The 21,039-nt window shown below is 59.9% G+C and carries 17 protein-coding genes and 7 pseudogenes; 12 read left to right on the forward strand and 12 right to left on the reverse strand.

Going from position 1 to position 21,039, the window contains the following annotated elements; all coding sequences use genetic code 11:
* The 3 genes and pseudogenes from OKW28_RS21730 to aspT (OKW28_RS21740) all read right to left on the reverse strand — a co-directional run.
* A partial coding sequence (locus OKW28_RS21730) for a pyridoxal-dependent decarboxylase (RefSeq protein ID WP_429448851.1) occupies positions 1 to 843 on the reverse strand: 843 nt, incomplete at its 3' end.
* A 103-nt stretch (positions 844 to 946) separates the two neighbouring features.
* Positions 947 to 1,110: pseudogene (locus tag OKW28_RS21735) on the reverse strand (bifunctional aspartate transaminase/aspartate 4-decarboxylase); the annotation flags it as partial.
* Between the two features lie 30 nt (positions 1,111 to 1,140).
* The gene (gene aspT / locus OKW28_RS21740; protein WP_429448853.1) at positions 1,141 to 2,886 is read right to left on the reverse strand and encodes an aspartate-alanine antiporter; all 1,746 of its coding nucleotides are present in this window, start codon (positions 2,884 to 2,886) and stop codon (positions 1,141 to 1,143) included.
* 839 nt (positions 2,887 to 3,725) lie between these two features.
* On the opposite strand from aspT (OKW28_RS21740), the gene OKW28_RS21745 reads away from it, so the two are divergent.
* The 3 genes and pseudogenes from OKW28_RS21745 (at position 3,726) to OKW28_RS21755 (ending at position 5,146) form a co-directional block, all read left to right on the forward strand.
* A complete protein-coding gene (locus OKW28_RS21745; RefSeq protein ID WP_429448855.1) occupies positions 3,726 to 4,313 on the forward strand; it encodes a BPSL1445 family SYLF domain-containing lipoprotein in 588 nt (195 codons plus the stop codon).
* 267 nt (positions 4,314 to 4,580) lie between these two features.
* Positions 4,581 to 4,862 (forward strand): annotated as a pseudogene (locus OKW28_RS21750) (helix-turn-helix domain-containing protein); the annotation flags it as partial.
* 53 nt (positions 4,863 to 4,915) lie between these two features.
* Complete coding sequence (locus OKW28_RS21755; protein ID WP_429448857.1) at positions 4,916 to 5,146, forward strand: DUF2252 family protein; 231 nt, start codon at positions 4,916 to 4,918, stop codon at positions 5,144 to 5,146.
* Positions 5,147 to 5,288: 142 nt separating this feature from the next.
* Here OKW28_RS21755 and OKW28_RS21760 read toward each other — a convergent pair whose 3' ends face one another.
* Positions 5,289 to 5,990 (reverse strand): potassium channel family protein, encoded by a 702-nt coding sequence (locus tag OKW28_RS21760; RefSeq protein WP_429448859.1) that lies wholly within the window; start codon positions 5,988 to 5,990, stop codon positions 5,289 to 5,291.
* Positions 5,991 to 6,203: 213 nt separating this feature from the next.
* Positions 6,204 to 7,013 carry a DDE-type integrase/transposase/recombinase gene (locus tag OKW28_RS21765; protein WP_429448861.1) on the reverse strand — a complete coding sequence of 270 codons (810 nt, stop codon included), beginning with the start codon at positions 7,011 to 7,013 and terminating at the stop codon, positions 6,204 to 6,206.
* A 747-nt stretch (positions 7,014 to 7,760) separates the two neighbouring features.
* Between OKW28_RS21765 and OKW28_RS21770 the strand changes: the two genes are divergently transcribed.
* Positions 7,761 to 8,093: a hypothetical protein gene (locus tag OKW28_RS21770; RefSeq protein WP_429448863.1), complete on the forward strand. Its 333-nt coding sequence runs from the start codon at positions 7,761 to 7,763 to the stop codon at positions 8,091 to 8,093.
* Here the strand turns inward: OKW28_RS21770 and OKW28_RS21775 are convergent.
* A complete protein-coding gene (locus OKW28_RS21775) occupies positions 8,083 to 8,352 on the reverse strand; it encodes a hypothetical protein (RefSeq protein WP_429448865.1) in 270 nt (89 codons plus the stop codon). The genes OKW28_RS21770 and OKW28_RS21775 overlap by 11 nt on opposite strands.
* A gap of 160 nt (positions 8,353 to 8,512) precedes the next feature.
* Here OKW28_RS21775 and tnpA point away from each other — a divergent pair, with 160 nt between their 5' ends.
* Genes tnpA through tnpC form a run of 3 tightly spaced genes read left to right on the forward strand, consistent with a single transcriptional unit; the run spans position 8,513 to position 10,845 of the window.
* Positions 8,513 to 8,920 carry an IS66-like element accessory protein TnpA gene (tnpA, locus tag OKW28_RS21780; protein ID WP_429444462.1) on the forward strand — a complete coding sequence of 136 codons (408 nt, stop codon included), beginning with the start codon at positions 8,513 to 8,515 and terminating at the stop codon, positions 8,918 to 8,920.
* Positions 8,917 to 9,261 carry an IS66 family insertion sequence element accessory protein TnpB gene (gene tnpB / locus OKW28_RS21785; protein ID WP_429444458.1) on the forward strand — a complete coding sequence of 115 codons (345 nt, stop codon included), beginning with the start codon at positions 8,917 to 8,919 and terminating at the stop codon, positions 9,259 to 9,261. The genes tnpA and tnpB overlap by 4 nt, the downstream gene beginning before the upstream one ends.
* A 30-nt stretch (positions 9,262 to 9,291) precedes the next feature.
* Positions 9,292 to 10,845, forward strand: a complete 1,554-nt coding sequence (gene tnpC / locus OKW28_RS21790; protein WP_429444456.1) for an IS66 family transposase — start codon at positions 9,292 to 9,294, stop codon at positions 10,843 to 10,845.
* Positions 10,846 to 11,695: 850 nt separating this feature from the next.
* Here the strand turns inward: tnpC and OKW28_RS21795 are convergent.
* From OKW28_RS21795 to OKW28_RS21815, 5 genes and pseudogenes are all read right to left on the reverse strand, one after another.
* Positions 11,696 to 11,944 (reverse strand): annotated as a pseudogene (locus OKW28_RS21795) (IS91 family transposase); the annotation flags it as partial.
* Positions 11,944 to 12,176: pseudogene (locus OKW28_RS21800) on the reverse strand (IS21 family transposase); the annotation flags it as partial. The pseudogenes OKW28_RS21800 and OKW28_RS21795, both read right to left, overlap by 1 nt.
* Positions 12,177 to 12,518: 342 nt before the next feature.
* On the reverse strand, positions 12,519 to 14,261 hold the full coding sequence (gene aspT / locus OKW28_RS21805) for an aspartate-alanine antiporter (protein ID WP_429448867.1): 1,743 nt from the start codon (positions 14,259 to 14,261) through the stop codon (positions 12,519 to 12,521).
* Between the two features lie 935 nt (positions 14,262 to 15,196).
* Positions 15,197 to 15,346 (reverse strand): annotated as a pseudogene (locus OKW28_RS21810) (arsenate reductase ArsC); the annotation flags it as partial.
* Between the two features lie 10 nt (positions 15,347 to 15,356).
* Positions 15,357 to 15,831 (reverse strand): annotated as a pseudogene (locus OKW28_RS21815) (ArsI/CadI family heavy metal resistance metalloenzyme).
* Positions 15,832 to 16,912: 1,081 nt separating this feature from the next.
* Here OKW28_RS21815 and OKW28_RS21820 point away from each other — a divergent pair.
* From OKW28_RS21820 to OKW28_RS21830, 3 genes and pseudogenes are all read left to right on the forward strand, one after another.
* Positions 16,913 to 17,377, forward strand: a complete 465-nt coding sequence (locus tag OKW28_RS21820; RefSeq protein ID WP_429448869.1) for a hypothetical protein — start codon at positions 16,913 to 16,915, stop codon at positions 17,375 to 17,377.
* A gap of 9 nt (positions 17,378 to 17,386) precedes the next feature.
* Positions 17,387 to 18,079: a protein mobD gene (locus OKW28_RS21825; protein ID WP_429448871.1), complete on the forward strand. Its 693-nt coding sequence runs from the start codon at positions 17,387 to 17,389 to the stop codon at positions 18,077 to 18,079.
* Positions 18,072 to 18,548: pseudogene (locus OKW28_RS21830) on the forward strand (hypothetical protein); the annotation flags it as partial. The gene OKW28_RS21825 and the pseudogene OKW28_RS21830, both read left to right, overlap by 8 nt.
* 132 nt (positions 18,549 to 18,680) lie before the next feature.
* Here OKW28_RS21830 and OKW28_RS21835 read toward each other — a convergent pair.
* A protein-coding gene (locus OKW28_RS21835; protein WP_429448873.1) for an IS6 family transposase occupies positions 18,681 to 19,381 on the reverse strand; the annotation gives its coding sequence in 2 pieces (ribosomal slippage) (positions 18,681 to 19,357 and positions 19,357 to 19,381; 702 coding nt in all).
* Positions 19,382 to 20,303: 922 nt separating this feature from the next.
* On the opposite strand from OKW28_RS21835, the gene OKW28_RS21840 reads away from it, so the two are divergent.
* Together OKW28_RS21840 and OKW28_RS21845 are read left to right on the forward strand one after the other, a co-directional pair.
* Positions 20,304 to 20,444 carry a hypothetical protein gene (locus tag OKW28_RS21840; protein WP_429448875.1) on the forward strand — a complete coding sequence of 47 codons (141 nt, stop codon included), beginning with the start codon at positions 20,304 to 20,306 and terminating at the stop codon, positions 20,442 to 20,444.
* Complete coding sequence (locus OKW28_RS21845) at positions 20,441 to 21,028, forward strand: hypothetical protein (RefSeq protein WP_429448877.1); 588 nt, start codon at positions 20,441 to 20,443, stop codon at positions 21,026 to 21,028. The genes OKW28_RS21840 and OKW28_RS21845 overlap by 4 nt, the downstream gene beginning before the upstream one ends.
* Positions 21,029 to 21,039 lie beyond the last annotated feature (11 nt).

Raw genomic sequence — 21,039 nt, forward strand, 5'->3', positions numbered from 1 at the left:
TTCGCGGAAGACCACCCAGCCCAGCCCGGGCGGCACGAGACCGTATTTGTGCCCGGATGCATTGATCGACTGTACGCGCGGCAACCGGAAGTCCCATTTGTAGTCAGGATAAAGAAAGGGATTGATGAAGCCTCCGTTTGCGCCGTCGATATGCATTGGAATCGAAATCCCGGTTTTCTTCTCGTAGCCGTCAAGCCAGTCGTGAATGCCCTGGATGTCATCGTCCTCGCCGGTGAAGGTCTGCCCGGCAATAGCGACTACCGCGATCGTGTTCTCATCGACGTACTTGTCGAGTTCTTCAGCCGTCAGCCGATAGTTGCCCGGCTTCAGTGGCACGATGCGCGGTTCAACGTCGAAGTACCGCAGGAACTTCTTCCACACGATCTGCACGTCGCCGCCCGTCACCATATTGGGCTTGCTTGCATCCTTGCCGTCCGCTTCACGCTTCTGGCGCCAATTCCACTTGTGCGCGAGACCCGCCAACATGCAGGCTTCCGACGACCCGACGGTTGCCGTGCCGTATGGCTCCACGCCTTTCGGACCGTTCCATAGCTCATGCAACCACTTTACCATCCGCGTTTCCATCGCAAACAACTGCGGATACATGTCGTGGTCGATGTAGTTCTTGAATATGTTGCGCTTTGCCGTCTCCGCTGCCTCCGGCTCTGCCCACGTGGTGACGAACGACGACATGTTCAGCATCGGATTGGCATCGGTCCATTCGGAACTGATGACAATGGCCGCCGCTGCGCGCGCCGACATACCCGCCTTCGGGAACTCTGCCTCCGGGATCGGATAATTGAATTCGTCATAAGGGGTAATCTTCTCGATCGACGTTTCCATGTGCAGCTCCTTAAGATAATGATGGGTCTTTCGCATGCACGTCATGGCGCTGTAAAGACGCACACGACGGTTCAAAAAATCCGTTACCAAACCTGGTTGCTGTCGAGCTTCTTACCTGTCGGTTGAAAAACTTTAGCTTGTCCGGCTCGGTGGTGATCGACTCGTAACGGGTATGCAGTTCCCTCTTCACGTCCTTCGGCGATTCCTCCAGCGGGCGATCCCGCACGTTGTCGCGACCGTGCCGGGACGCCAGCCCGTCGCCGCGAAGTTGGGGTTGCGGCGGCCCTGTGGGCCGCGTCAGGCCATGATCATCACGATCACCATGCCCCAGATGGTCAGGAGCGTGTTGCCGACCGCGTAGGTCACCGTGTATCCGAGGCCGGGGATCTGACTCTTCGCCGCGTCACAGACCATGCCGAGCGCCGCCGTCGTGGTTCTCGCGCCGGCGCACGCACCAAGCAGGATGGCGGGATGGAAGCGGAACACATACTTGGCGATGAACATGCCGAGAATCAGCGGAACGGACGTGGCGAAAATGCCCCACAGGAACAGGCTGACGCCCAGGTGCTGAAGACCGGTGACGAATCCGGGGCCCGCCGTAATGCCAACTACCGCGATGAACACATTCAATCCGACTGAGTTCATGAACCAGACAGCAGGTTCCGGTATGCGGCCGAACGTGGGATGAATCGCGCGCAGCCAGCCGAACACGATGCCAGCTATCAACGCGCCACCGGCGGTGGACAAGGTGATCGGAACAGTGCCGACCTTGATGACAATCGCGCCGACCAGCGCGCCGATCGTGATCGCGAGGCTCATGAAGGCCACGTCAGTCACACTGGTTGGCCTGTCTAGCACGCCGAGCGCCTTCGCAGCGGCAGTCGTGTCCTGCGTGCGCCCAACAAGCGTCAACGTGTCGCCCCGGTGCAGTGTTGTTTTCGGCAGAACGGGGATCACCGTTTCCGTCGGTCCGCGCTTGATCTTTCTCAGGTAGACGCCACGCGCTGCGGGTAACGTGGCGAGTTCCGCCAGCGTCTTGCCGTCCACCGCCTTGCTTGTCACATAGACGTCCACGCCTTCTGCCGGTACGGCGAGCAGTTCAGGGTCGTCCACTTCCTGGGCTCTTGCCTGAGTTGCAACAAGCTGGTCGCCGCTGCTGCCCACGTCCTTGTCCTTCGTTCCGAGCAACGCGATGAGCTGCTCCCGGCGACCCGCTACCGCTACCACGTCATTTGGCTGAAGAACGAAATCGAGCGTCGCCTCTTCAATCACGGTCCCACGCCGGACCCGCTCGATGAACAGGCGCATCCCTTCGGGCTCAAGTGCTTCCACCTGGCTCACCGTCTTGCCCGCAGCCAGCGTGTCGGCGGGAAGCCTGTACGCGCGCAATTCGTAGCGGTGCCATGCCTGGCCCGGGGCGCCCAGCTCCTGCTTGCCGCCGCCCATGCTCGCTTCATACTCCTTGCATGACGCGATCAGATCTATGCCCAGCAGCTTTGGGCCAAGAGTGGCGAGGATCAACGCAGAGCCAACCGTGCCGAAGATATACGACACCGCGTACGCAGTCGGCATCGCATCCAGCAGCGCCTTTGCCTGGTCTGCCGGTAGCCCAAGCCGGTTGATGGCGTCGGTGGCCAGACCCATGGACGCCGAAATGGTTTGGGACCCGGCGAGCAGCCCGGCCGCGGATCCGACGTCGTAACCCGCGAGTTTCGCAGCAACGATTGGTGCGGCGAGGGACAGCACACATTGAACGACCGAAAATAGTGCCTGAGGCGCGCCGTCCTTTGCAATGCCACGCACGAACTGCGGCCCAACGCCGTAGCCTACGGCGAACAGGAACAACAGGAAAAACACAGACTTAACATTGGGCGAAATTGTGATGTGAAGCTGCCCGATGGCGATCGCCACCAGCAGGGTCGCTGTCACCGCGCCCAGACTGAACCCCTTAAAGCTTTTCCCGCCCACCCAGTAGCCGATTCCGAGTGCAAGGAATAGGGCAATCTCAGGATAGTGTCGCAGGGTATCGGCTAGCCAGACCATGATGGATCCTTTGTCTTTGATCGTTTCGGAAACGCGAAAGACTTACCGCGGCTTCATTAGAGAGCGCCATGTGTGAAATTTGCATAACCAGACGCCCCTCCGGAGGGTTCGCGCCTGGATGGCGAGCGCTTCGCAATAGCCTCGATGTCCGACCGGGCCGGTTTCGATGGCGTCGCCTGCGCAAGGCGCAGGTCAGGAAGGTCTCCTGTCACATCGTCCGTCCGGCGCACCAGGCTTTCAACTTTCATTCAGTTGGGCGCGCTGAGCGCGCTGTACCCCTTCTAATGATGGTGCGAACGTTCCGACAGGACAATGAGACTTTAGTCCGATGACGCAGTCTGTTGATCAGGCGCATTCTGGGTGCGCGCAAGTGCGCCGCAACCTCCGGAGGAAATCAAGCGTGATTCAGCGACGATCGGCGTATGCACCGCGATCCGCTGCGATCGAGACAAGGTCAAGTCTAATGGAATGGACGCCCCCACCCGAAAGGGATGGATGTGCCAAAGTGGACGTGTCTAAGCAACCACCGAGGGGAGCGCCCATCATGAAAATTACGACAGTTGGTATCGATCTGGCGAAGAACATTTTTGCCGTCCATGGTGTAAATGAGCATGGCACGAACCGTGCTGCATGGCACGAACCGTGCTGAAAAGGTGCTCAAACGAAATCATCCTTGAAGGCAATACCCTCGAGCAACAGCTTGATCTGTTCGGGGCCGTAGATATGGCGCCGACGTCCAAAAATTGGGAACCGTAGTCCACTCAGTGCTGTGCTATAAAAAATACAGCGCTCTCGTCCCGGGTCCGCTCATTTCCTCGTCAAGTGCAAGGAGAACCGCAATGCAAACAAGAGGCTTTTTGCTAAAAGGTATTGTTGCGATGGCCCTAGGCTGTCTGGTGCTTTCCGGATGCGGTACGACTTCGGAATCGTCGGGCGGTGCCGCGGTCAACACGTCGAAACGTCAAACGATCGACGCGAGCGTCGACGACGCACTGGCCAAGCTGTATGCGAAGGTGCCGGGCTCGAAGGAACTGGTCGCGAAAGCGCAAGGCGTGCTGGTGTTTCCGAACGTGGTTCAGGCAGGCATTGGCATCGGCGGCGAGCACGGTGACGGCGCATTGCGTATCGGAGGCAGCACCGTTGGTTACTACAGCACCTCGTCAGGATCGATCGGCGCAATCCTTGGCGTCCAGACGAAGGCCGTCATTTACCTGTTCATGACGCAGGACGCGCTCAACAGCTTTCGCAACGCCAGCGGCTGGTCGGTGTCCGGCGATGCGTCGGTGGCGCTCGTTAAGGTCGGCGCCAACGGGACGATCGACTCGTCCACTGTCACCGCACCCGTCGCAGTGTTCATCCTGACTGACTCAGGGCTGATGTTCAATGTGTCGCTGGCCGGTTCCAAGATCACACGCCTCGATATCTGAACATCCAATGCGTTCGCTGCATGCGAATCAGGCATGTCTGCCGTCCAGCGTCCGTTGCAGCGTACTGCTTCATTTCGGCGATCCGCACGAAGGGAGTGTGTTCAAAGGCCTCAGCCAGCGATTGCACTCCATGAGTTTGCGGCGCATGGCGCGAGACTACCGCCGGGGCGACGAGCGGCCTCTCTGCCCGACTGGCCGCTTCATCATGCGGATTCAACCGGTGGATGCAACACACTAGAGGCTGCGCAAGCAGTGGGAGTGTTGCAGATGAAGCAACGACGCCGGATTTATTACACCGAGACCCAGAAAGCGCTGATGCGGGAACGCTGGCAGAAGGGCGAATCCCTCCAGCGTATTGCCCAGCTTTTTGACCGGAACCACTCATCGGCACAAGGGATTCTGGCTGAGACGGGCGGAATCCGGCCGCCACAGCGACGCCGCTCCAGATTGGCGTTGACGCTGGCCGAGCGCGAGGAGATATCGCGGGCGCTCGTGTCGGGCGATTCGGTCCAGTCAATTGCAAAGCAACTTGCACGGGCTCCCTCCACAGCGACATTTTCCTCGGCTGGTCCAAAGCGCGAATTACGGGTATCGATTTTTACGTGCGACAGTTGCGTGACATGAAGGGCGCATTCGATTTCAGCACCTTTAAGGCTGATGATCTCAGCGAATATGCGGTGTCTTGCGGCCACGCCCTTGCCCACGCGATGGCAAAGGCTGGTGATCCCGCGCTCATTTGCGGATACTTCGGCAAGTCCGACGGTTCGACGAGGCTATCGAGCAATTCGCGCTCGCCTATGCCGAGCAGAACGAGGCTGACTGGTCGGCGTTGAAGGCCGCAGTCAAAGCGGGACGCATCGACGGTATGCAAGACAGTTGACCGCCATCTGCTTGTTTGTGTCGGTCCCGCTTCGGTTCGTATGGTGGCAACGCGTGGTCGGCAACGCAATACGCGCCGTCACGCGAAGCGTGGCATCACGATTTGTTCGTTCCGGACCCACCACCCGCCACCTGCAATGACACCAGTCGTGCAAGCACGATAGCCGGATAAAGTTGGCCGATCAGCGCTTCGAGATTCGAAAGCGATCTCGCCGCGGGGGCGACAGGCGTGATGTCGCCATACCCTACGGTGGTCAATGTGACGAAACTGAAATAAATCCAGATCGAGTGATTCTCTGGGATCTCGCTGTGTGTAGCGCCTGCAAACGCCCCGGGAACGTAGAGGCTGACGAGGTAATACGCGTCAGCCCAAACTACTCCCACCAATATGTAAAGCGCGACAGCTCCGGCGATCCGGTCACGTGTCACCGCGCCCGGGCCGAACACTCTCATTCCAACGACCATGCCAAGCAGCACAAGTGCAAGGAGTGTCGCTTCGTCACGTATCGCCAGCGTGAGGACTGTCGGGAGGAGCCATCCCGCCCAGACCACAACGAGAGCCACGAGGGCGACCAGCGAGATCAGCGCGAACTCTCCGGATCGATCCGTCGCGGTTATTAGTCCGTTCAGGAGGATCAGCGAGAGAAGCACGTCCTGCAGAATTCGACCGGCCACGCTAGTCAACGCGGTGACGAACGGGAGCACGAACACCATCATGACGAAGAGCACAAGAAGCGCGATCATGCTTCCGTGACGCAACGGCGCGGCGCGGTCCCGCCATCGCTGTACGTATGCCATCGCCCCTCCAGTCGAACAGAAGTCCGCGACCGTTTCCCTGCCTGAAGATGCGCACTCGGGTGGACCGCGGTGCGCGAGGAAAGCAAAGAGGGCAACTGTCTATGCGCCGATACGCCGATACACCGATACGCTGATGACTCTTGTCGCCCAGGTCGAGCATCCAGTGTACGTCGCTCCGTTCTGCATTTCTCATTCGTTTAGTCTCTAAACAGTTCAGTCTTGACAAATGTGGGGATGACCCGCTTCGATGGACCCTTGAACGGAATGTCGAATCACGCCATCATGGCGTCGTTGCTGCAACGCCATGTCCAGCGCGCGCAACATCAGTTCGGTGTACAGATGGTTGGACATCGCCCAGCCGATGATGCGACGGCTGAACACATCCAGCACGACCGCCAGATAGAGGAACCCTTCACCCGTGGGTACATAGGTCGCATCTGCGACCCACAGCACGTTTGTCGCGTCGGCACTGAAGCGCCGGCGCACCAGATCAGGCGCGCGCCGGCCGCCTGCGCCTGGCCGTGTGGTGCGCGGCCGGCGCCGCCGGCTTGCCCCGCACAGACCCGCCATACGCATGAGGCACCGCGTATCCATGCGCAGCGCGCGCGCGAAGGCGTACACGTGGGGCAAGCTCAGGCTATCCGGCGCCACATCGGTGGCCTTGACCTCGATCTCCACCAGCGTGGTGGTGCTGCCTGCCGCATTGGTGCCCGTGATCGTATAAATAGTGGCGTTGCTGACGGCGGTGGGCGTGCCGGTGATCGCGCCAGTCTGGGGATTCAGGCTCAGGCCGGCAGGCAGCGGAGGCGACACGCTGTATTGCGTGATCGTTCCACCGCTGCTGCTCGGCGTATCGGGGATAATTTCCTGCCCTTGGGCGTAGACCACCGATTCATCGTGCTCACTCATGCCGGCGGGCGGCCCTTGCGTGACGACGGTGCCGCCACTGCTTCCGCCCTGGCATCCAGCGAACAGCATGGCCAGCAGCACGAGCAGGCCTGTCAGGCAACGCGTGATCTGCATGAACATGCTCCCGGACAGATTCACTCATTCATGATAGGCCGCGTCGGTACGTTTACCATCCGAAAGCAAAGGCCTCTATATCGGCCGAAAACGCGACCAGCATGGCAACGGGCTTAACGTCCGCAGCCTGACTTGAAGCGACGTTCGACCGTCCGCGCTAACGTGATCGCCACCGACCGCAGTTGGCCGCACCCGGTCCGACGGCAAGCTTTGGTGAGCGAGCTGAACACCGACGGTCGCGATCGGCGGCAAACGACGACCCGTTGCGGGCGTAGGGAGCGGATGTCGGTCTGTCGGTTGCCGTATCAACAGCGGACAAAGTTTTCTCGCCCAAAACCCTGTTTCCACGTAGTGGCGCTCCTGCGCTCGACGGTTGAAGGCATGATGCACCGCGCCATTCGAGCTGCCACGTATGTTCTTGCGAACCAGATGGCGGCGTTACATCGGCAATCGGAAGTCCGCGAGACAGTCGCTCAGCAGATCAGATGTTCATGGAGAGCTATTTCCATCCCGCGACGTCGCTTTCCAGTCAGATTGACTCCAAGAAAAATGCAATCTATGTTGAAACAGATTCCCGCCGTGTCGAGACCGGAATTGAACTTCGTGCTCCGCGCCGGAGACTCCTGGTGCAAACAGAAGCGTGCTGTGGACATGTTGGCATAGATGACCGAATCGTCCAGGTGCCTGGCCGCCGTTGCGGTCGTAGTTTTCATATAGAAACGGCTGGAAAAACTGAGGTGCGGATCGATGAACTCGTCTGTGCAAAGTGCGCCAGGGTATCTGCAGATGACCTTCTACGCATTCTGGGCACTGACGCTCATTTTCGCGGTGGTAACCTTGCTTGTCTTCCGGCGCAAAACAGAGTTGCAAAATTCCGGTATTGAAAAAGGGGCTTGGATAGCAATCGTATTGGCCATCTTGCTGCAGCTGGCCTCTTTATTGCTTGGCGGGCGACTGGTGAGCTTCGTATTTCACATAATCAGCCTGATTGTCGTGTGCACCGGCCTGTTCGGCTTTAGCGCGTACGCAGCCTTCCTCGTGGTCACTGGCCAGTCGCGAAAACGCAACGTCAGCGGCTAACCACGCGCGACGGCGTGTGGTCCGCGGGAAGCGGCCGCACAGCCCCGCTTCGCAGCGCGACCCCGAAAAGCCACGGCGAGCCATACCCGACGCCGATACCATAGAGCAGCGCGTCGCGAACGGCGTCCGCTGACTTGAGGCGAAAGCGGCCGGCAACCGCCACCTCGTTATCGCCAAAGCGCCAGGTACCCTGGACTGAGAGTGCAGAAATCGTCGCGGATGGCGGCAGGATGTTGAACGGGTAAATGTCTGCGGTCACCGGGTCTCGTGGTAATAAAGCCCGCTGGATTGTGACGTGGCGCGGGAAGATGTTCACCGCGCTAAGGCCTATGTCGTAAGCGCCTCATCTCGGCCGTTCTCTAAGCAGCCATAAATGGAGGTAATTTGGTTCCCACCAAATTTTTTGGGCGGGAACCAAAGTGGCCGACATAGTAGATGGCAAGAACGAAGCGCCCGGTAGGCGCCCGAACTTTCCGCGCGAATTCAAGCGACAGCTGGTCGAACAGACCTTCGAACCGGGAGCTTCCGTATCGCTGGTCGCGCGTCGCAACGACATTAACACCAACCTGCTGTTCAGATGGCGTCGCCAATATCTTCAAGGCGTATTCGGAGCACCACATCCGGCGCATGTGCAACAGCAGTCAGAGGTTGACGTTGCACCGTTTCTTCCGGTGAGCGTTGTCGCCGAAACCGAGACATCGATGTCCATGCGCGAGGCTGTGTCGGAGAACGTCTGCGAGATCGAATTTGACCGTGCACGCCTGCGCATCCGCGGCAACGTGTCGCCTGATATGCTGCGGTTACTGGTACGAGAACTGTCCCGATGATCGGGCTGCCGGCGGGCACCCGCATCTGGATTGCGGCTGGCGTCACCGACATGCGTTCCGGATTTCAGGGCCTGGCGGCGAAGGTGCAAACTGCACTGGAGGAGAATCCGTTCGACGGGAACGTCTTCATCTTCCGGGGCAGGCGCGGTGACCTCATCAAAATCCTGTGGGCCACGGAGGACGGGCTATGGCTCCTGGCGAAGCGGCTTGAGCGAGGGCGGTTTGTCTGGCCGCAGGCCGACGGCGGTAAGGTCCATCTGACACAGGCACAACTCTCGATGCTACTCGAGGGCATTGACTGGCGGCAGCCGCGTCGAACCGCGGCGCTATCGGTGTTGTAAACGCTTCGGGGCACGCGTAAACTCCGGCGCATGACCGATGATGCCCGTCTTCCGGATGACGTCGATGCGCTTAAGGCCTTGCTGCTGGAGGCTCGTGCCCAGCTTGCCGAGCGCGATATCGAGATCGAACAGCTCAAGGCCCAGATCGACAAACTCAAACGGGTGCAGTTTGGCCGCAAGTCCGAGCAGCTGGACCGGCAGATCGAGCGGCTCGAAACGGAACTGGATGAGCTGAGCGGTGGGCGCGGTGTCGCGGATGTTCGCCGCGACCGCACATCGGGCACAAGTGTGCCCGCCGGCGCAGCAGCCTCGAAGGAGGCGTTGCCGCCCCATCTGCCGCGTGAAGAGCGCGTACTCGAACCCGATCCGAGCTGCCCGAACTGCGGCAACACCATGCGGCCACTCGGCGAGGACGTGTCCGAGCAGCTTGCCCGTGTCGCCGCCATGTTCAAGGTGATTCGCACGATCCGCCGCAAGGCGGTCTGCACCTGCTGCAATCACATCTCGCAGCCGCCGATGCCGGGCTTGCCAATTGAGCGCAGCATCGCGCATCCGGGCCTGCTTGCTGACATCCTCGTTTCGAAGTTCGCTGATCATCAACCGCTGTACCGGCAGTCGGCAATTGCCGCGCGTGACGGCGTTAAGCTCGACCCCGCCAGCATGGGGCGCTGGGTCGGCCAGTGCGAGGCTTTGTGCGAGCCGTTGACCGAAGCGCTGCGCGTCTACACGATGGCAACGTTCAAGCTGCACGCGGACGACACGCCGATCCCGGTGCTTGCACCGGGCAACAAAAAGACGCGCACGGGTCGCCTGTGGGTGTACGTTCGCGACGACAGCCGTTCGGGCTCGACGGACCCGGCCGCAGTCTGGTTTGCCTACTCGCCCGACCGAAAGGGGATACATCCGCAGACTCATCTGGCCGGATTCAAGGGCGTCCTGCAGGCCGACGCCTACGGTGGTTTCGACGAGCTGTATGCAGGCGGCAAGATTCGTGAGGCGGCTTGCTGGGATCACGCGAGACGGTACATATACGACGTTCATGTCCGCACGCCGACTGAGTCGACAAGGCACGTACTCGAGCTGATCGGCGAACTCTACGACATTGAGGCTGATATCCGGGGCGAGCCCGCCGCCGAACGATTGCGCGTACGGCAGGAGAGAAGCCTCGCGGTGCTCGCGACCATCAAGGCGTGGATGACGGACAAGATCGCGACCCTGTCGGCAAAATCCGAGTTGGCCAAGGCGATACGCTACTCGCTCAATCAATGGAACGCACTCGTTCTGTACTGCGAAGACGGTCGTATTGAGATCAGCAACGCTCTCGCCGAAAACGCTCTGCGCTGTGTAAGTCTGGGGAGGAAAAACTTCCTGTTTGCAGGCTCCGACAGTGGAGGCGAACGGGCCGCTGCCATGTACGGTCTGATCGGCTCGTGCAAACTGAATGACATCAACCCCCGTGCATATCTGGAATACATCCTGACTCACATCGCGGACCACAAAATCAGTCGCATCGACGAACTGCTGCCCTGGAACATGGTCGGCAAGTTGCCCACGCAATCCACTCCGCCGTCAGCGACAACCTGATCGCCGCAACGTCTCCTGCCGGTATCCGCGAGGTATCGATCAACGCGTTACCGATAGCGTGCCACATGCGCGCGACACATCACGAACGGCCGACGCGAGGCGCTTACCTATGTCTGAGGCCAAGGCGGGAGTGGACAAAGCGAATCCACGCAGCGGTCTTTGGCTCAACACGGCAGCTGCTTCATGATTCCCCAGGACAAACTCGAATGTGGCTTGTTGGACGCCATCGGCGCCATGCGTCGTCCGACGCAAAGCGATCCGTTGCTGCCCTTCGAGGAAAACCCGCGAACGACTCAACTTCGGCCTTATGCGAAGCTTTCCATAGGGCCGATGAAGCATCGTTCGTCCTCGCGAATTGAATGGCTTGCTTGCCGGGCAGAGCCGCCATTCGAACGTCCATGTGAGAGCGTGAGCGGATGTCCGTAGATGACCGATTGCACGCGCATCGCGCACGCTCCGAAAGCGGCCGTACGGTTGCGATTGCCGTTGGCGATCGCGGCAACTGACGCGTGAACAGGCCGGTCGGGGGCAGTCCGCAATCGGTAATCAAAATAATGTTAATGCTAAACCGCTCCACACGCGCTGGCGTCTATGGGCATTGGATGATCGTCGCGGTGATTTGCGATGCTCGGCGCACGGTTGGCGCACGCCGGGACCCGGCGGTTGTCCGGGCCCGTTGTGCGAACGCGGCGGGAATGCGGACGTCAATGGGCAGGGAATCCAGAGTTTCGCGGCATTGTGATGGTGCGACGACGCTAAAGCACGAACGGGTTCGCGTTGGCCGCATGGGGGAAGACCAACGTGCGCGTGGATGGTGCTGATCCCGGTCAGTACACATCGCTCGGGTCAGGTGGCGTAGCAAATTCTGCCCCCACGTGTGCAGGACCGTGATGAAGCCGAGTTCCGCGCCCAGGTGTCTCGGATCGGCGGCGATCGTGCGCAGCGTCTCGGCGCTGGTGCGAAACAGCAGATCGTAGAGGGTCTTCTTGTTCTGGTACGCGAGCGCGACGATAGACTCGGGGAGTGTGAAAGCGACGTGGAAGTACTCGACCGCGGGAAGCAGCTCTGCGCGCCGGCGTTCGAGCCATTGCGCGCGGGCAGTCCCCGCACGCCGGGCTGATGTTCCTGGGGGAAGCACCTCTTGGGTTGGCCCTTCGAGCGCCCGCCACTGGCGGATACGCACGCTCCAGCGTGCGCCGCATGCTATCGGGATAACGATCCGGGTGATCATCCTGCAGCTTGCGCAGGACCGTGATGCCCATCAGATTGGGCGAGTTGCGCAGCAGCGGTACGACTTCGCTGTCCCATACATCGACGATGGGATCAGGGCGGGCGCATTGACTCAAATTATTTGCTACCGAGTCGGGGTCGTTGCCTCATGTAATTTGCTACCTGTCAGACGGCTGGCGGGGGCGACTTATGACGAGGCGGCTCAGCATGGCAACACGAAGGGAATTGATCGAGGCGGTCGGACAGCGCTACCGGTGTTCTGACCGGGAAGACAAACTTCAGCTTGTCCGGCTCGGTTCTGATCGACTCGTAACGGGTATGCAGTTCCCTCTTCACGTCCTTCGGCGACTCCTCCAGCGGGCGATCCCGGACGTTGTCGCGACCGTGCCGGGACGCCAGCCCGTCGCCACAACATTGAGGTTGCGGCGGCCCTGTGGGCCGCGTCAGGCCATGATCATCACGATCACCATGCCCCAGATGGTCAGGAGCGTGTTGCTGACTGCGTAGGTCACCGTGTATCCGAGGCCGGGGATCTGACTCTTCGCCGCGTCACAGACCATGCCGAGCGACGCCGTCGTGGTTCTCGCGCCGGCGCACACACCAAGCAGGATGGCGGGATGGAAGCGGAACACATACTTGGCGATGAACATGCCGAGAATCAGCGGAACGGACGTGGCGAAAATGCCCCACAGGAACAGGCTGACGCCCAGGTGCTGAAGACCGGTGACGAATCCGGGGCCCGCCGTAATGCCAACTACCGCGATGAACACATTCAATCCGACTGTGCGCATGAACCAGACAGTCGGTTCCGGTATGCGGCCGAACGTGGGATGAATCGCGCGCAGCCAGCCGAACACAATGCCAGCTATCAACGAGCCACCGGCGGTGGACCAGGTGATCGTAACAGCACCGACCTTGATAACAATCGTGCCGACCAGCGCGCCGATCGTGATCGCGAGACACATGAAGGCCACGTCAGTCACACTGGTTGGCCTGTCCAGCACGCCGAGCGCCTTCGCAGCGGCAGTCGTGTCCTGTGTGCGTCCGGCAATCGTCACTGTGTCTCCGCGGTACAACTTTGTGTTCGGCAGAACAGGGATCGGCGTTTCGGTGGGTCCGCGCTTGATCTTTCTCAGGTAGACGCCACGCGCTGCGGGTAACGTGGCAAGCTCGGCCAGCGTCTTTCCGTCCACCGCCTTGCTGGTCACATAGACGTCCACGCCTTCTGCCGGTACGGCGAGCAACTTGGGGTCGTCCACTTCCAGGGCTCTTGCGTGAACTGCAACAAGCTGGTCGCCGGTACCGTCCATCTCCATGTCCTTCGTTCCAAGCAACGCGATGAGTTGCTCCGGGCGACCCGCTACCGCTACCACGTCATCTGGCTGAAGAACGAAATCGAGCGTCGCCTCTTCAATCACGGTCCCGCGCCGGATCCGCTCGATGAACAGGCGCATCCCTGCGGGCTCGAGTGCTTCCACCTGGCTCACCGTCTTGCCCGCAGCCAGCGTGTCGGCGGGAAGCCTGTACGCGCGCAATTCGTAGCGGTGCCATGCCTGGCCCGGGCCGCCCAGGTCCTGCGTGCCGCCCAAGCTCGCCTCATACTCCTTGCATGCAGCGACCAGATCTATGCCCAGCAGCTTTGGGCCAAGCGTGGCGAGGATCAACGCAGAGCCAACCGTGCCGAAGATATACGACACCGCGTACGCAGTCGGCATCGCATCGAGCAGCGCCTTTGTCTGGTCTGCCGGTAAGCCAAGCCGGTTGATGGCATCTGTGGCCAGACCCATGGATGCCGAAGTGGTTTGCGATCCGGCGAGCAGCCCGGCCGCGGATCCGACGTCGTAACCCGCGAGTTTCGCGGCAACGATTGGTGCCGCGAGGCACAGCACACATTGAACGACGGAAAACAGTGCCTGAGGCGCGCCGTCCTTTGCAATGCCACGCACAAACTGCGGCCCGACCCCATAGCCTACGGCGAACAGGAACATCAGAAAGAATACAGATTTAACGTTGGGCGAAATCGTGATGTGAAGCTGCCCGATGGCGATCGCCACCAGCAGGGTCGCTGCCACCGCGCCCAGACTGAACCCCTTAAAGCTTTTTCCGCCAACCCAGTAGCCGATTCCGAGTGCAAGGAATAGGGCAATTTCAGGATAGTGTCGGAGGGTATCGGCTAGCCAGACCATGATGGATCCTTGGTCTTTAACCGTTTCGGAAACGCGAAAGACCTACCGCGGCTTCTATTAGAGAGCGCCATGTGTGAAATTTGCATAACCAGACGCCCCTCCGGAGGGTTCGCGCCTGGATGGCGAGCGCTTTGCAATAGCCTCGATGTCCGACCGGGCCGGTTTCGATGGCGTCGCCTGCGCAAGGCGCAGGTCAGGAAGGTCTCCTGTCACCTCGTCCGTCCGGCGCACAGGCTTTCAACTTGCATTCGGTTGGGTGCGCTGAGCGCGCTGTACCCCTTCTAATGATGGTGCGAACGTTCCGACAGGACAATGAGACTTTAGTCCGATGACGCAGTCTGTTGATCAGATCCAGGCGCATTCTGGGCGCGCGCAAGTGCGCCGCAATCTCGTAAGGATATCAAGCGTGATTCGGCGACGATCGACGTATGCACCGCTATCCGCTGCGATCTGCTGACCCGTCATGATCGCGGGGTGTCGATGCTGAGGTGTGCGACGTTTTCCCTTCACCTTTCTTTCAATTTGCAGGCGCTAGCATGATTAACGAACATCAACAAAAGCGTGCGGCTGGCGACCTGTGCCGCCCGTCGGCAAGCTCGTCGGGACGAGATCTGGACCGCCATCCGGGGCACGTGCCTCACCTGGTCCGAGACAACCGGTTGGGAGGCGATCGAGGCGCTCGCACCACCGGATTTCGATCTGCGCCGTCGGCGCCTGCTCGGCCTGAAGGACGGGCGGCCATGGTGCTGGCTCTACAGGGCCGTCGATGGCCGCTTCGTCGCGCGCTGGGAGCACGCCGGGCTGCAAGTATGGGGTACCACGCCCGCCACGGCGATCTGGGCATTGCGGGACGTGCGGCGACTTATCAGCGCCTCTGTCACGTCGATTTGCCGTACACCTTGCAGGCACCGTTAGTCACGCTCGAGCCGATGACAGAGGTGGCCGCTCGGTGCGCTGCCAGCGCCGTAAGCGCGTACGTCTTTGCCGAGCAGTTGTGCCCAGTGGTTGAGCATGCCTTCACTCAGCACGCTGTGTGCAGAGTTGTGGGTGCAGAGGATCAGGACGTTGGTGGTCTTGCCGGCCATGGCAACGCTCCTAGCAGCAGGACGAACCAGATTTCACCGCGATGCCGACCGGCTTTCCACGCGGCGCTTGCGGCGCGCAGCACGCGGAGCCTTCGGTGGGCACGTCTTTCTGCTTGCCCTCGCAACACCGGGATGTTTCCCAGCGAATGGAAGTGTTCCCATGCAATGCCTTGCGGATCGGTGATCCAGTGTTTGTCGCTACGAGCGTAGCAGCAGGTGGTCTCGCCATCGTCCAGCAATGCCATGTCTGCAGCCTCTGCACGCGCTTTAAGCTCGGCCAGTCCAGCGGCGTCATCCACCTGGAAACCCAGGTGGTCCACCCCGGCGGCACTACCGCGTGTGGAAATGGCGAAGTTGATGCGCGGATCGTCCAGCATCCATTTCGCGTAGTCGCTTTCCACTCGGGTCGGCTCGGCGGCGAACAGCTTTGAATAGAACGCGGATAACTTCGTTCTCTTCCATATTTCCAATATATTCGAGAACATGGGCAAGAACCGGGAGGGAAGGCAAGCGACCGCTCTCGGTAGGTCACTGCCTGAGACGATCGATCGGCAGCAAGTGGCTTAATTCCGTTCGATCTATCTTCGCGATACCAGATAGCCGTCGTCATCGGTGAGGCTTCGCGAGAAACGTGCGCGGTGGGTGCGTTCGGGTAGAGCTAGCGTATGGATGGCTCGCTCGAGACGCTGCGCCATATTGGCAGTGCAAAGATACGTTGACGTGCTCGTCGCCGAGATCGACTCGCGTTTGCATCCGGCGACGAACTCGACTGTCTCTCCCGATTCCATCGGCGTTAGTGGACGGATGTGGCAATGCGCATGGCGCCAAAAACCGGCGCAAGCCTATCCTGCCATACCTCGTTTCAATGTCCGTTTTTATCTCCCGGCTAAGCGCTTTCAGCGAGGTTGGCCGGGAATTTCCGTAAGGTGGCCAGATGCGTCCGCGGGATGCACCCCATGAATCCACTGTTCTTCCTTTGCTCGACCGCACACCGTATCTCATGGTGCGGGATGTCGATTGAACGAGTCTGCATACTGGGCAGGCGGATTTCTGCGTAGTGATCCGGTCCACTGCCGCTACCTGAATGTCAGATGTCTGCGAGGGCCGCGGCTGGAGTCGGTAATCGCACGCGCTGAATCGGCAACGTCGATTCAGCTTCGGGCGGCTGTTGATCTCCTAAAATCTCGCCGGTCTTTCCCAAAGATATGCAGGCAGGGCTATCGGGAGTTCGTAGAGTAAGGGATATAGTCTGCGAGACTATCGTGTCTCTATCGGCTCGCAGTTCCATTATGTGAATCCTGATGGCCAGCACGATTCAGCCCGTTGCCTGTGATCATTCTGCGCCTGCGCCGTCGTGGAGTTTGCCCGGAATCCCTTCGCTACGTCTTTCCGGACATCGGCCCGGTCCGTTGCTCGTGCCAGGCGTGTCCAAAAGATTTCTTTTATTCCAACGCGATCCGTCTGATTCCATGACGTTCCGATAGCGAAAATCCGGCCAAAAACAGGTGTTGACGAGGTCTTCCCGAGTGAACAAGATGGGATAAAGAGAGCACGACGGAGCGAGCCATGCCAGTTGCGAAAAGCTATACCCGGGCGCAATGGGATGCGCTTGTCCGCACTCTGGAATCACTGCCGGTCAAGCCAGAGGCCGAGCAGCGCGTCTCTATTACCGATGCGATGAAAGAGATGCGTCTGGTAATCCGTGCGGTGAGGAAGAAGGGATATACGCTGGAAGAAATCGTTGAACATGCACGGAAGAAGGGCATTGATTTTAGCGTTGGCTCTGTCAAGTACGCGTTATACCCATCGAAGAAAGACAAACCAGCTCGACAGTCTGCAAAGGAATCGGCACGGGACAATGCCGCGCCATCGCCTCGTACGAAGAAGGTAAGCAAGGACGATGTACCGCGCGCGGAGGCTGTCAGAGAAAATCAAAAGCAGGATGCGGGAGAGATTGTCAGTAGGCCGGGAAGCATGGTGATGCGTGACGCGTTCTCATTCGAGATCAGGCCTGACACTGAGAACCTTTAGAGGATTCAAATGGACACGACGACTTACCCCATCTATCTCGTTGGTGGCAGCAAGGGCGGCGTAGGCAAGAGTTTTGTTGCGCTCGCGCTGGCCGATTATCTGCTACGGCGGGATATTCATGCCGCGCTGGTGGAAACCGATACCTCCAATCCGGACGTGATGAAAGCGGTTCAGGGTGAGATGCGCTGCATCGCCTATAACCTGGACGATGCAGACGGCTGGATCGGCCTCGTCAATTTCTGCGATGAGCAACGGGACGCCGCGATCGTTGTCAACACGGCGGCGCGGAGCCAGACGGGTGTTGAGCAGTTCGGGGCGACACTGGCCGGCGCGCTTGGCGAGCTTCGGCGCCGGCTTGTTGTCCTGTTGGTGATCAACCGGCAACGCGACAGCCTTGAATTGCTGAGCGCTTTCAACGAGACGTTCCCGGACGCGGCGATGAACGTCGTACGCAATGGCTACTTCGGTCCGGCGGAGAAGTTCAGGCTGTATCAGGGGTCGCAGCTTCGCCGTTCCATCGAATCGCGCGGTCACTCACTGGATTTTCCTGATCTTGCGGATCGGGTCGCGGACGAGCTTCGCAGTCAGCGCATGTCGATTCGCAAGGCAGCGGAGACGATGCATATCGGTGAACGGGTCGAGCTATTGCGTTGGCGTTCGTTGTGCGATGCCATGTTCGCCAAGGTAACGGTCGATGGATAGCAGGCAGGGCAGGCCGGTGGACGAGCTTTCCTGTCTGTTTCTCGACGTCACGGGCGAATTGCCCGACGATGCCAGTGTGCTGCGAATGCGTCGGGTATCGAGTGCGCTCAACCTCCGCGACAACGATGCGCTGTGGTCTGTGCTGGTCATGCTCGAGCACGACAGGCGACTCTACGAGGCCATGCCGGAGCGCATCCGGCAGGCAGGCGCGGGCAGTCTGGATGTCGTGCGGACGGAGGCGTGGGCAGCGACGGATGCGTTGATGACGCAGCATCGTGACGCGCTCGCGCGCTGCAAGGCCACGATTGAACTGGCCGGGCAGATGATCGATGAACATGAGACGCGCTACCGGGCCGCGCTTGCGGCGCTGAACGATGAGGCGCTGGCTACACTCACGCGGCGGGCGGCGAATCACATTGCCCGCGTTGCCGGTAACCGGCTCGTGGGGGCGACGGCTGTCGCCGTACGGCGCTGCACCGGGCGCAACCTGCCGTGGCGGTTCAGTTCGACAAAATCGCGTTCGATGCGCGTTTCCGTCCAGCCCCAGGCTTTGTCGCAGTAAGGATCAAAGAGCGAGCGAGATCGATATGCGAAGTACTGCTTATATTGCGAGCTCGTAGAATTGATCAGCGGCGGACGGGTGGGTTCCGCGAGCACATTTCATCTGTCCTTTGGCGATCATGTGCATAATCTCAATGCCGGCCAGAAGGATCCGGGCACAGCGAAAGGTCTTGAACCCCAGCGTGGGCCGCGTTCGTCGTTTGATCGCCCGATGATCCTGCTCAACGAGGTTATTGAGATATTTGGACTGGCGGATCCTGATGGGCGCTTCACAATCGGCATTGATCGCTTCGAGCGCGGCGAGATTGGCGCCGCTTTTGTCGATGGTTACCGTCTCGGGTACACCGTTCTGGGCGATCGATTTCTCAAAGTAACGCCGGGCCGCAGTCTTGTCCCGATGGGCGCGTAGCAGAAAGTCAATGGTGTTGCCGTCCTTGTCGACGGCCCGGTAAAGATACCGCCATTCCCCCTTGACGCGGATGTACGTCTCGTCCATCCGCCAGCTCTTACCCACCGGCCGCTTGCGGCGGCGAAACACTTTCTCCAGCACCGGCAACAGCTTGATGGCCCAGCGGTGCACAGTCGAATGATCGACCGAAACGCCGCGCTCAGCCATCATGTCTTCAAGGTGCCGTAGGCTCAGCGGATAGGCCACGTACCGGCGCACGCAAATCAGAATCACGTCGAGCGGATAATGCAGGCGTTTGAGCACTCGGCCACCGCCGGATTCATCGTCTTCATCGAGCTTTCAGTCGTTCATGTCGTTCCGCATATCATAGCGGACCGGCCTTACTGCAACAGAACCGATTCGATCCGTCCTGCGCGCCCGTCCGCACCGGTGGAGCGACGGACGCCTGAAACCCCAAACGACATCGCCATAAATTGATTCCGTAGTCCAGGACGTAATCGACAAGGATAGCGACAGGTCAGACCGGCAGCGGGCGAACTCGAAAAGCTGTGAGGCGCTACACGAAATGTATTCGCCGTCCAACGGATGGAGTCCTGCTGCGCGGTTACTATCCAGGCCCGGGCGCGGTTGTGATGGCGCCCAACAAGGCCGTTTACAGGCATGCAGTCTGTCACGCCGCCAACCGTCGTCGTTGTAGTCCTCACTGACCGATTCAGGAATCAAACATATGGATCACTAAACCAGCTTGCAAAAACTGGAAGGTCCTTATAGGCAGCTTTGAAGAGTACAACGGCCATGTGCGCGGTCTCGTCGCACGGCAAGTGATCGGCGCTCACGGCGCTGAAGTACCTCGCCGGCGCTCCACCCATCAACCATTAGAAATGGCTGTCTCATACCCGCGCATGACGGCCTTACCGGGCGCCCCGGGGACACCTCGAGGCATCCGAAAGTATGAGCACGTTATGCCCACGGGCGACTGCAGCGACCGTTCGTACAATGGTTTTCTTTTCGTCGTCCGTCTACCTTGATTCCATGGAGTTCGAGGTTCATTTCGCGTCTGTATCCAGTGAGGGTCACGATGAACACGAGCGCAAGGAGTTTTGGACCAGTTGCGTCGAGACGATCCGATGTCGGCGGTAGCGACCATCCGCAACGGAACCCGGCCACTTCTCGGCTGCGTCGATATTGAAGCCATGCCGGCGCATATAGCTGACCGAAATCCCCGCCACGCGCATAGCTGAAGCGATCGCCGCTATGAAGGTAATAGACGACGCGTGGAACCGCGATCCGACTTGCGCCATGCCGTCGCGCCTGATGACCGATCTGGCGATAGCGCGGATCGATCTCGAGACGGTGCTCGGGCCGACGAAACTTAACTTACTGGAGGCCGCGTGAGCGAGTCCAAAGAATTGACCGTGCCCGAGCGTGCCGCTATCGCACTCGGCACAGCTGAGCATGAAACGAAATTGCGCGACCTGGTTGCGAAATCAGCATCCATTACCGCGATCAAAAACAAAGACGGGCGCGAAGAATGCCACTCCGCACTGATGGTTCTCAAAACCACGCGCACTGGCATTTTGCGAGCAGGCAAGGCAGCCCTTGAAGTTGCGACCGAATTCTCCCGTGCGGTGATCGCGGAAGAGAGGCGGCTTGTCGCAATCGCCGAGCCAGAAGAAATGAGGCTGGAAGACTTGCGCGATGAGTGGGACGAGGCGCGTGCCGCAGAGAAGCGTGCCAAAGATGGAGCAAGACCTCTGGCAGTTCGCAATGCTCGTCGCGCAATACGAGAAGCAACTGAGGCAGAAAGCCGCCTGACTACCGCCGCAGCCCCCATGCATTGGCCTCGCGCGTTTCGCATGATCCAAGGGCAGCGGCACCCCAAAAACCGAGCGGCAATCCCCGCTCGCGTGTGTTCAATCCGCCGCAGTTTCGGGCGGTTCTTTTTATCTGCTGGACGGATAAGTGGCGTTTATTCGTGAGGCGGATATTG

Source organism: Paraburkholderia sp. 40 (genome assembly GCF_050434105.1).
Taxonomy (GTDB): domain Bacteria; phylum Pseudomonadota; class Gammaproteobacteria; order Burkholderiales; family Burkholderiaceae; genus Paraburkholderia; species Paraburkholderia tuberum.

Bases quoted from the DNA above. Each gene is read 5' to 3' on its own strand.
- aspT (WP_429448853.1), bottom strand. From the start codon at position 2,886: ATGGTCTGGCTAGCCGATACCCTGCGACACTATCCTGAGATTGCCCTA.
- OKW28_RS21745 (WP_429448855.1), top strand. From the start codon at position 3,726: ATGCAAACAAGAGGCTTTTTGCTAAAAGGTATTGTTGCGATGGCCCTA.
- OKW28_RS21760 (WP_429448859.1), bottom strand. From the start codon at position 5,990: ATGGCATACGTACAGCGATGGCGGGACCGCGCCGCGCCGTTGCGTCAC.
- OKW28_RS21765 (WP_429448861.1), bottom strand. From the start codon at position 7,013: ATGCAGATCACGCGTTGCCTGACAGGCCTGCTCGTGCTGCTGGCCATG.
- OKW28_RS21770 (WP_429448863.1), top strand. From the start codon at position 7,761: ATGAACTCGTCTGTGCAAAGTGCGCCAGGGTATCTGCAGATGACCTTC.
- tnpB (WP_429444458.1), top strand. From the start codon at position 8,917: ATGATCGGGCTGCCGGCGGGCACCCGCATCTGGATTGCGGCTGGCGTC.
- tnpC (WP_429444456.1), top strand. From the start codon at position 9,292: ATGACCGATGATGCCCGTCTTCCGGATGACGTCGATGCGCTTAAGGCC.
- aspT (WP_429448867.1), bottom strand. From the start codon at position 14,261: ATGGTCTGGCTAGCCGATACCCTCCGACACTATCCTGAAATTGCCCTA.
- OKW28_RS21820 (WP_429448869.1), top strand. From the start codon at position 16,913: ATGCCAGTTGCGAAAAGCTATACCCGGGCGCAATGGGATGCGCTTGTC.
- OKW28_RS21825 (WP_429448871.1), top strand. From the start codon at position 17,387: ATGGACACGACGACTTACCCCATCTATCTCGTTGGTGGCAGCAAGGGC.
- OKW28_RS21840 (WP_429448875.1), top strand. From the start codon at position 20,304: ATGAAGGTAATAGACGACGCGTGGAACCGCGATCCGACTTGCGCCATG.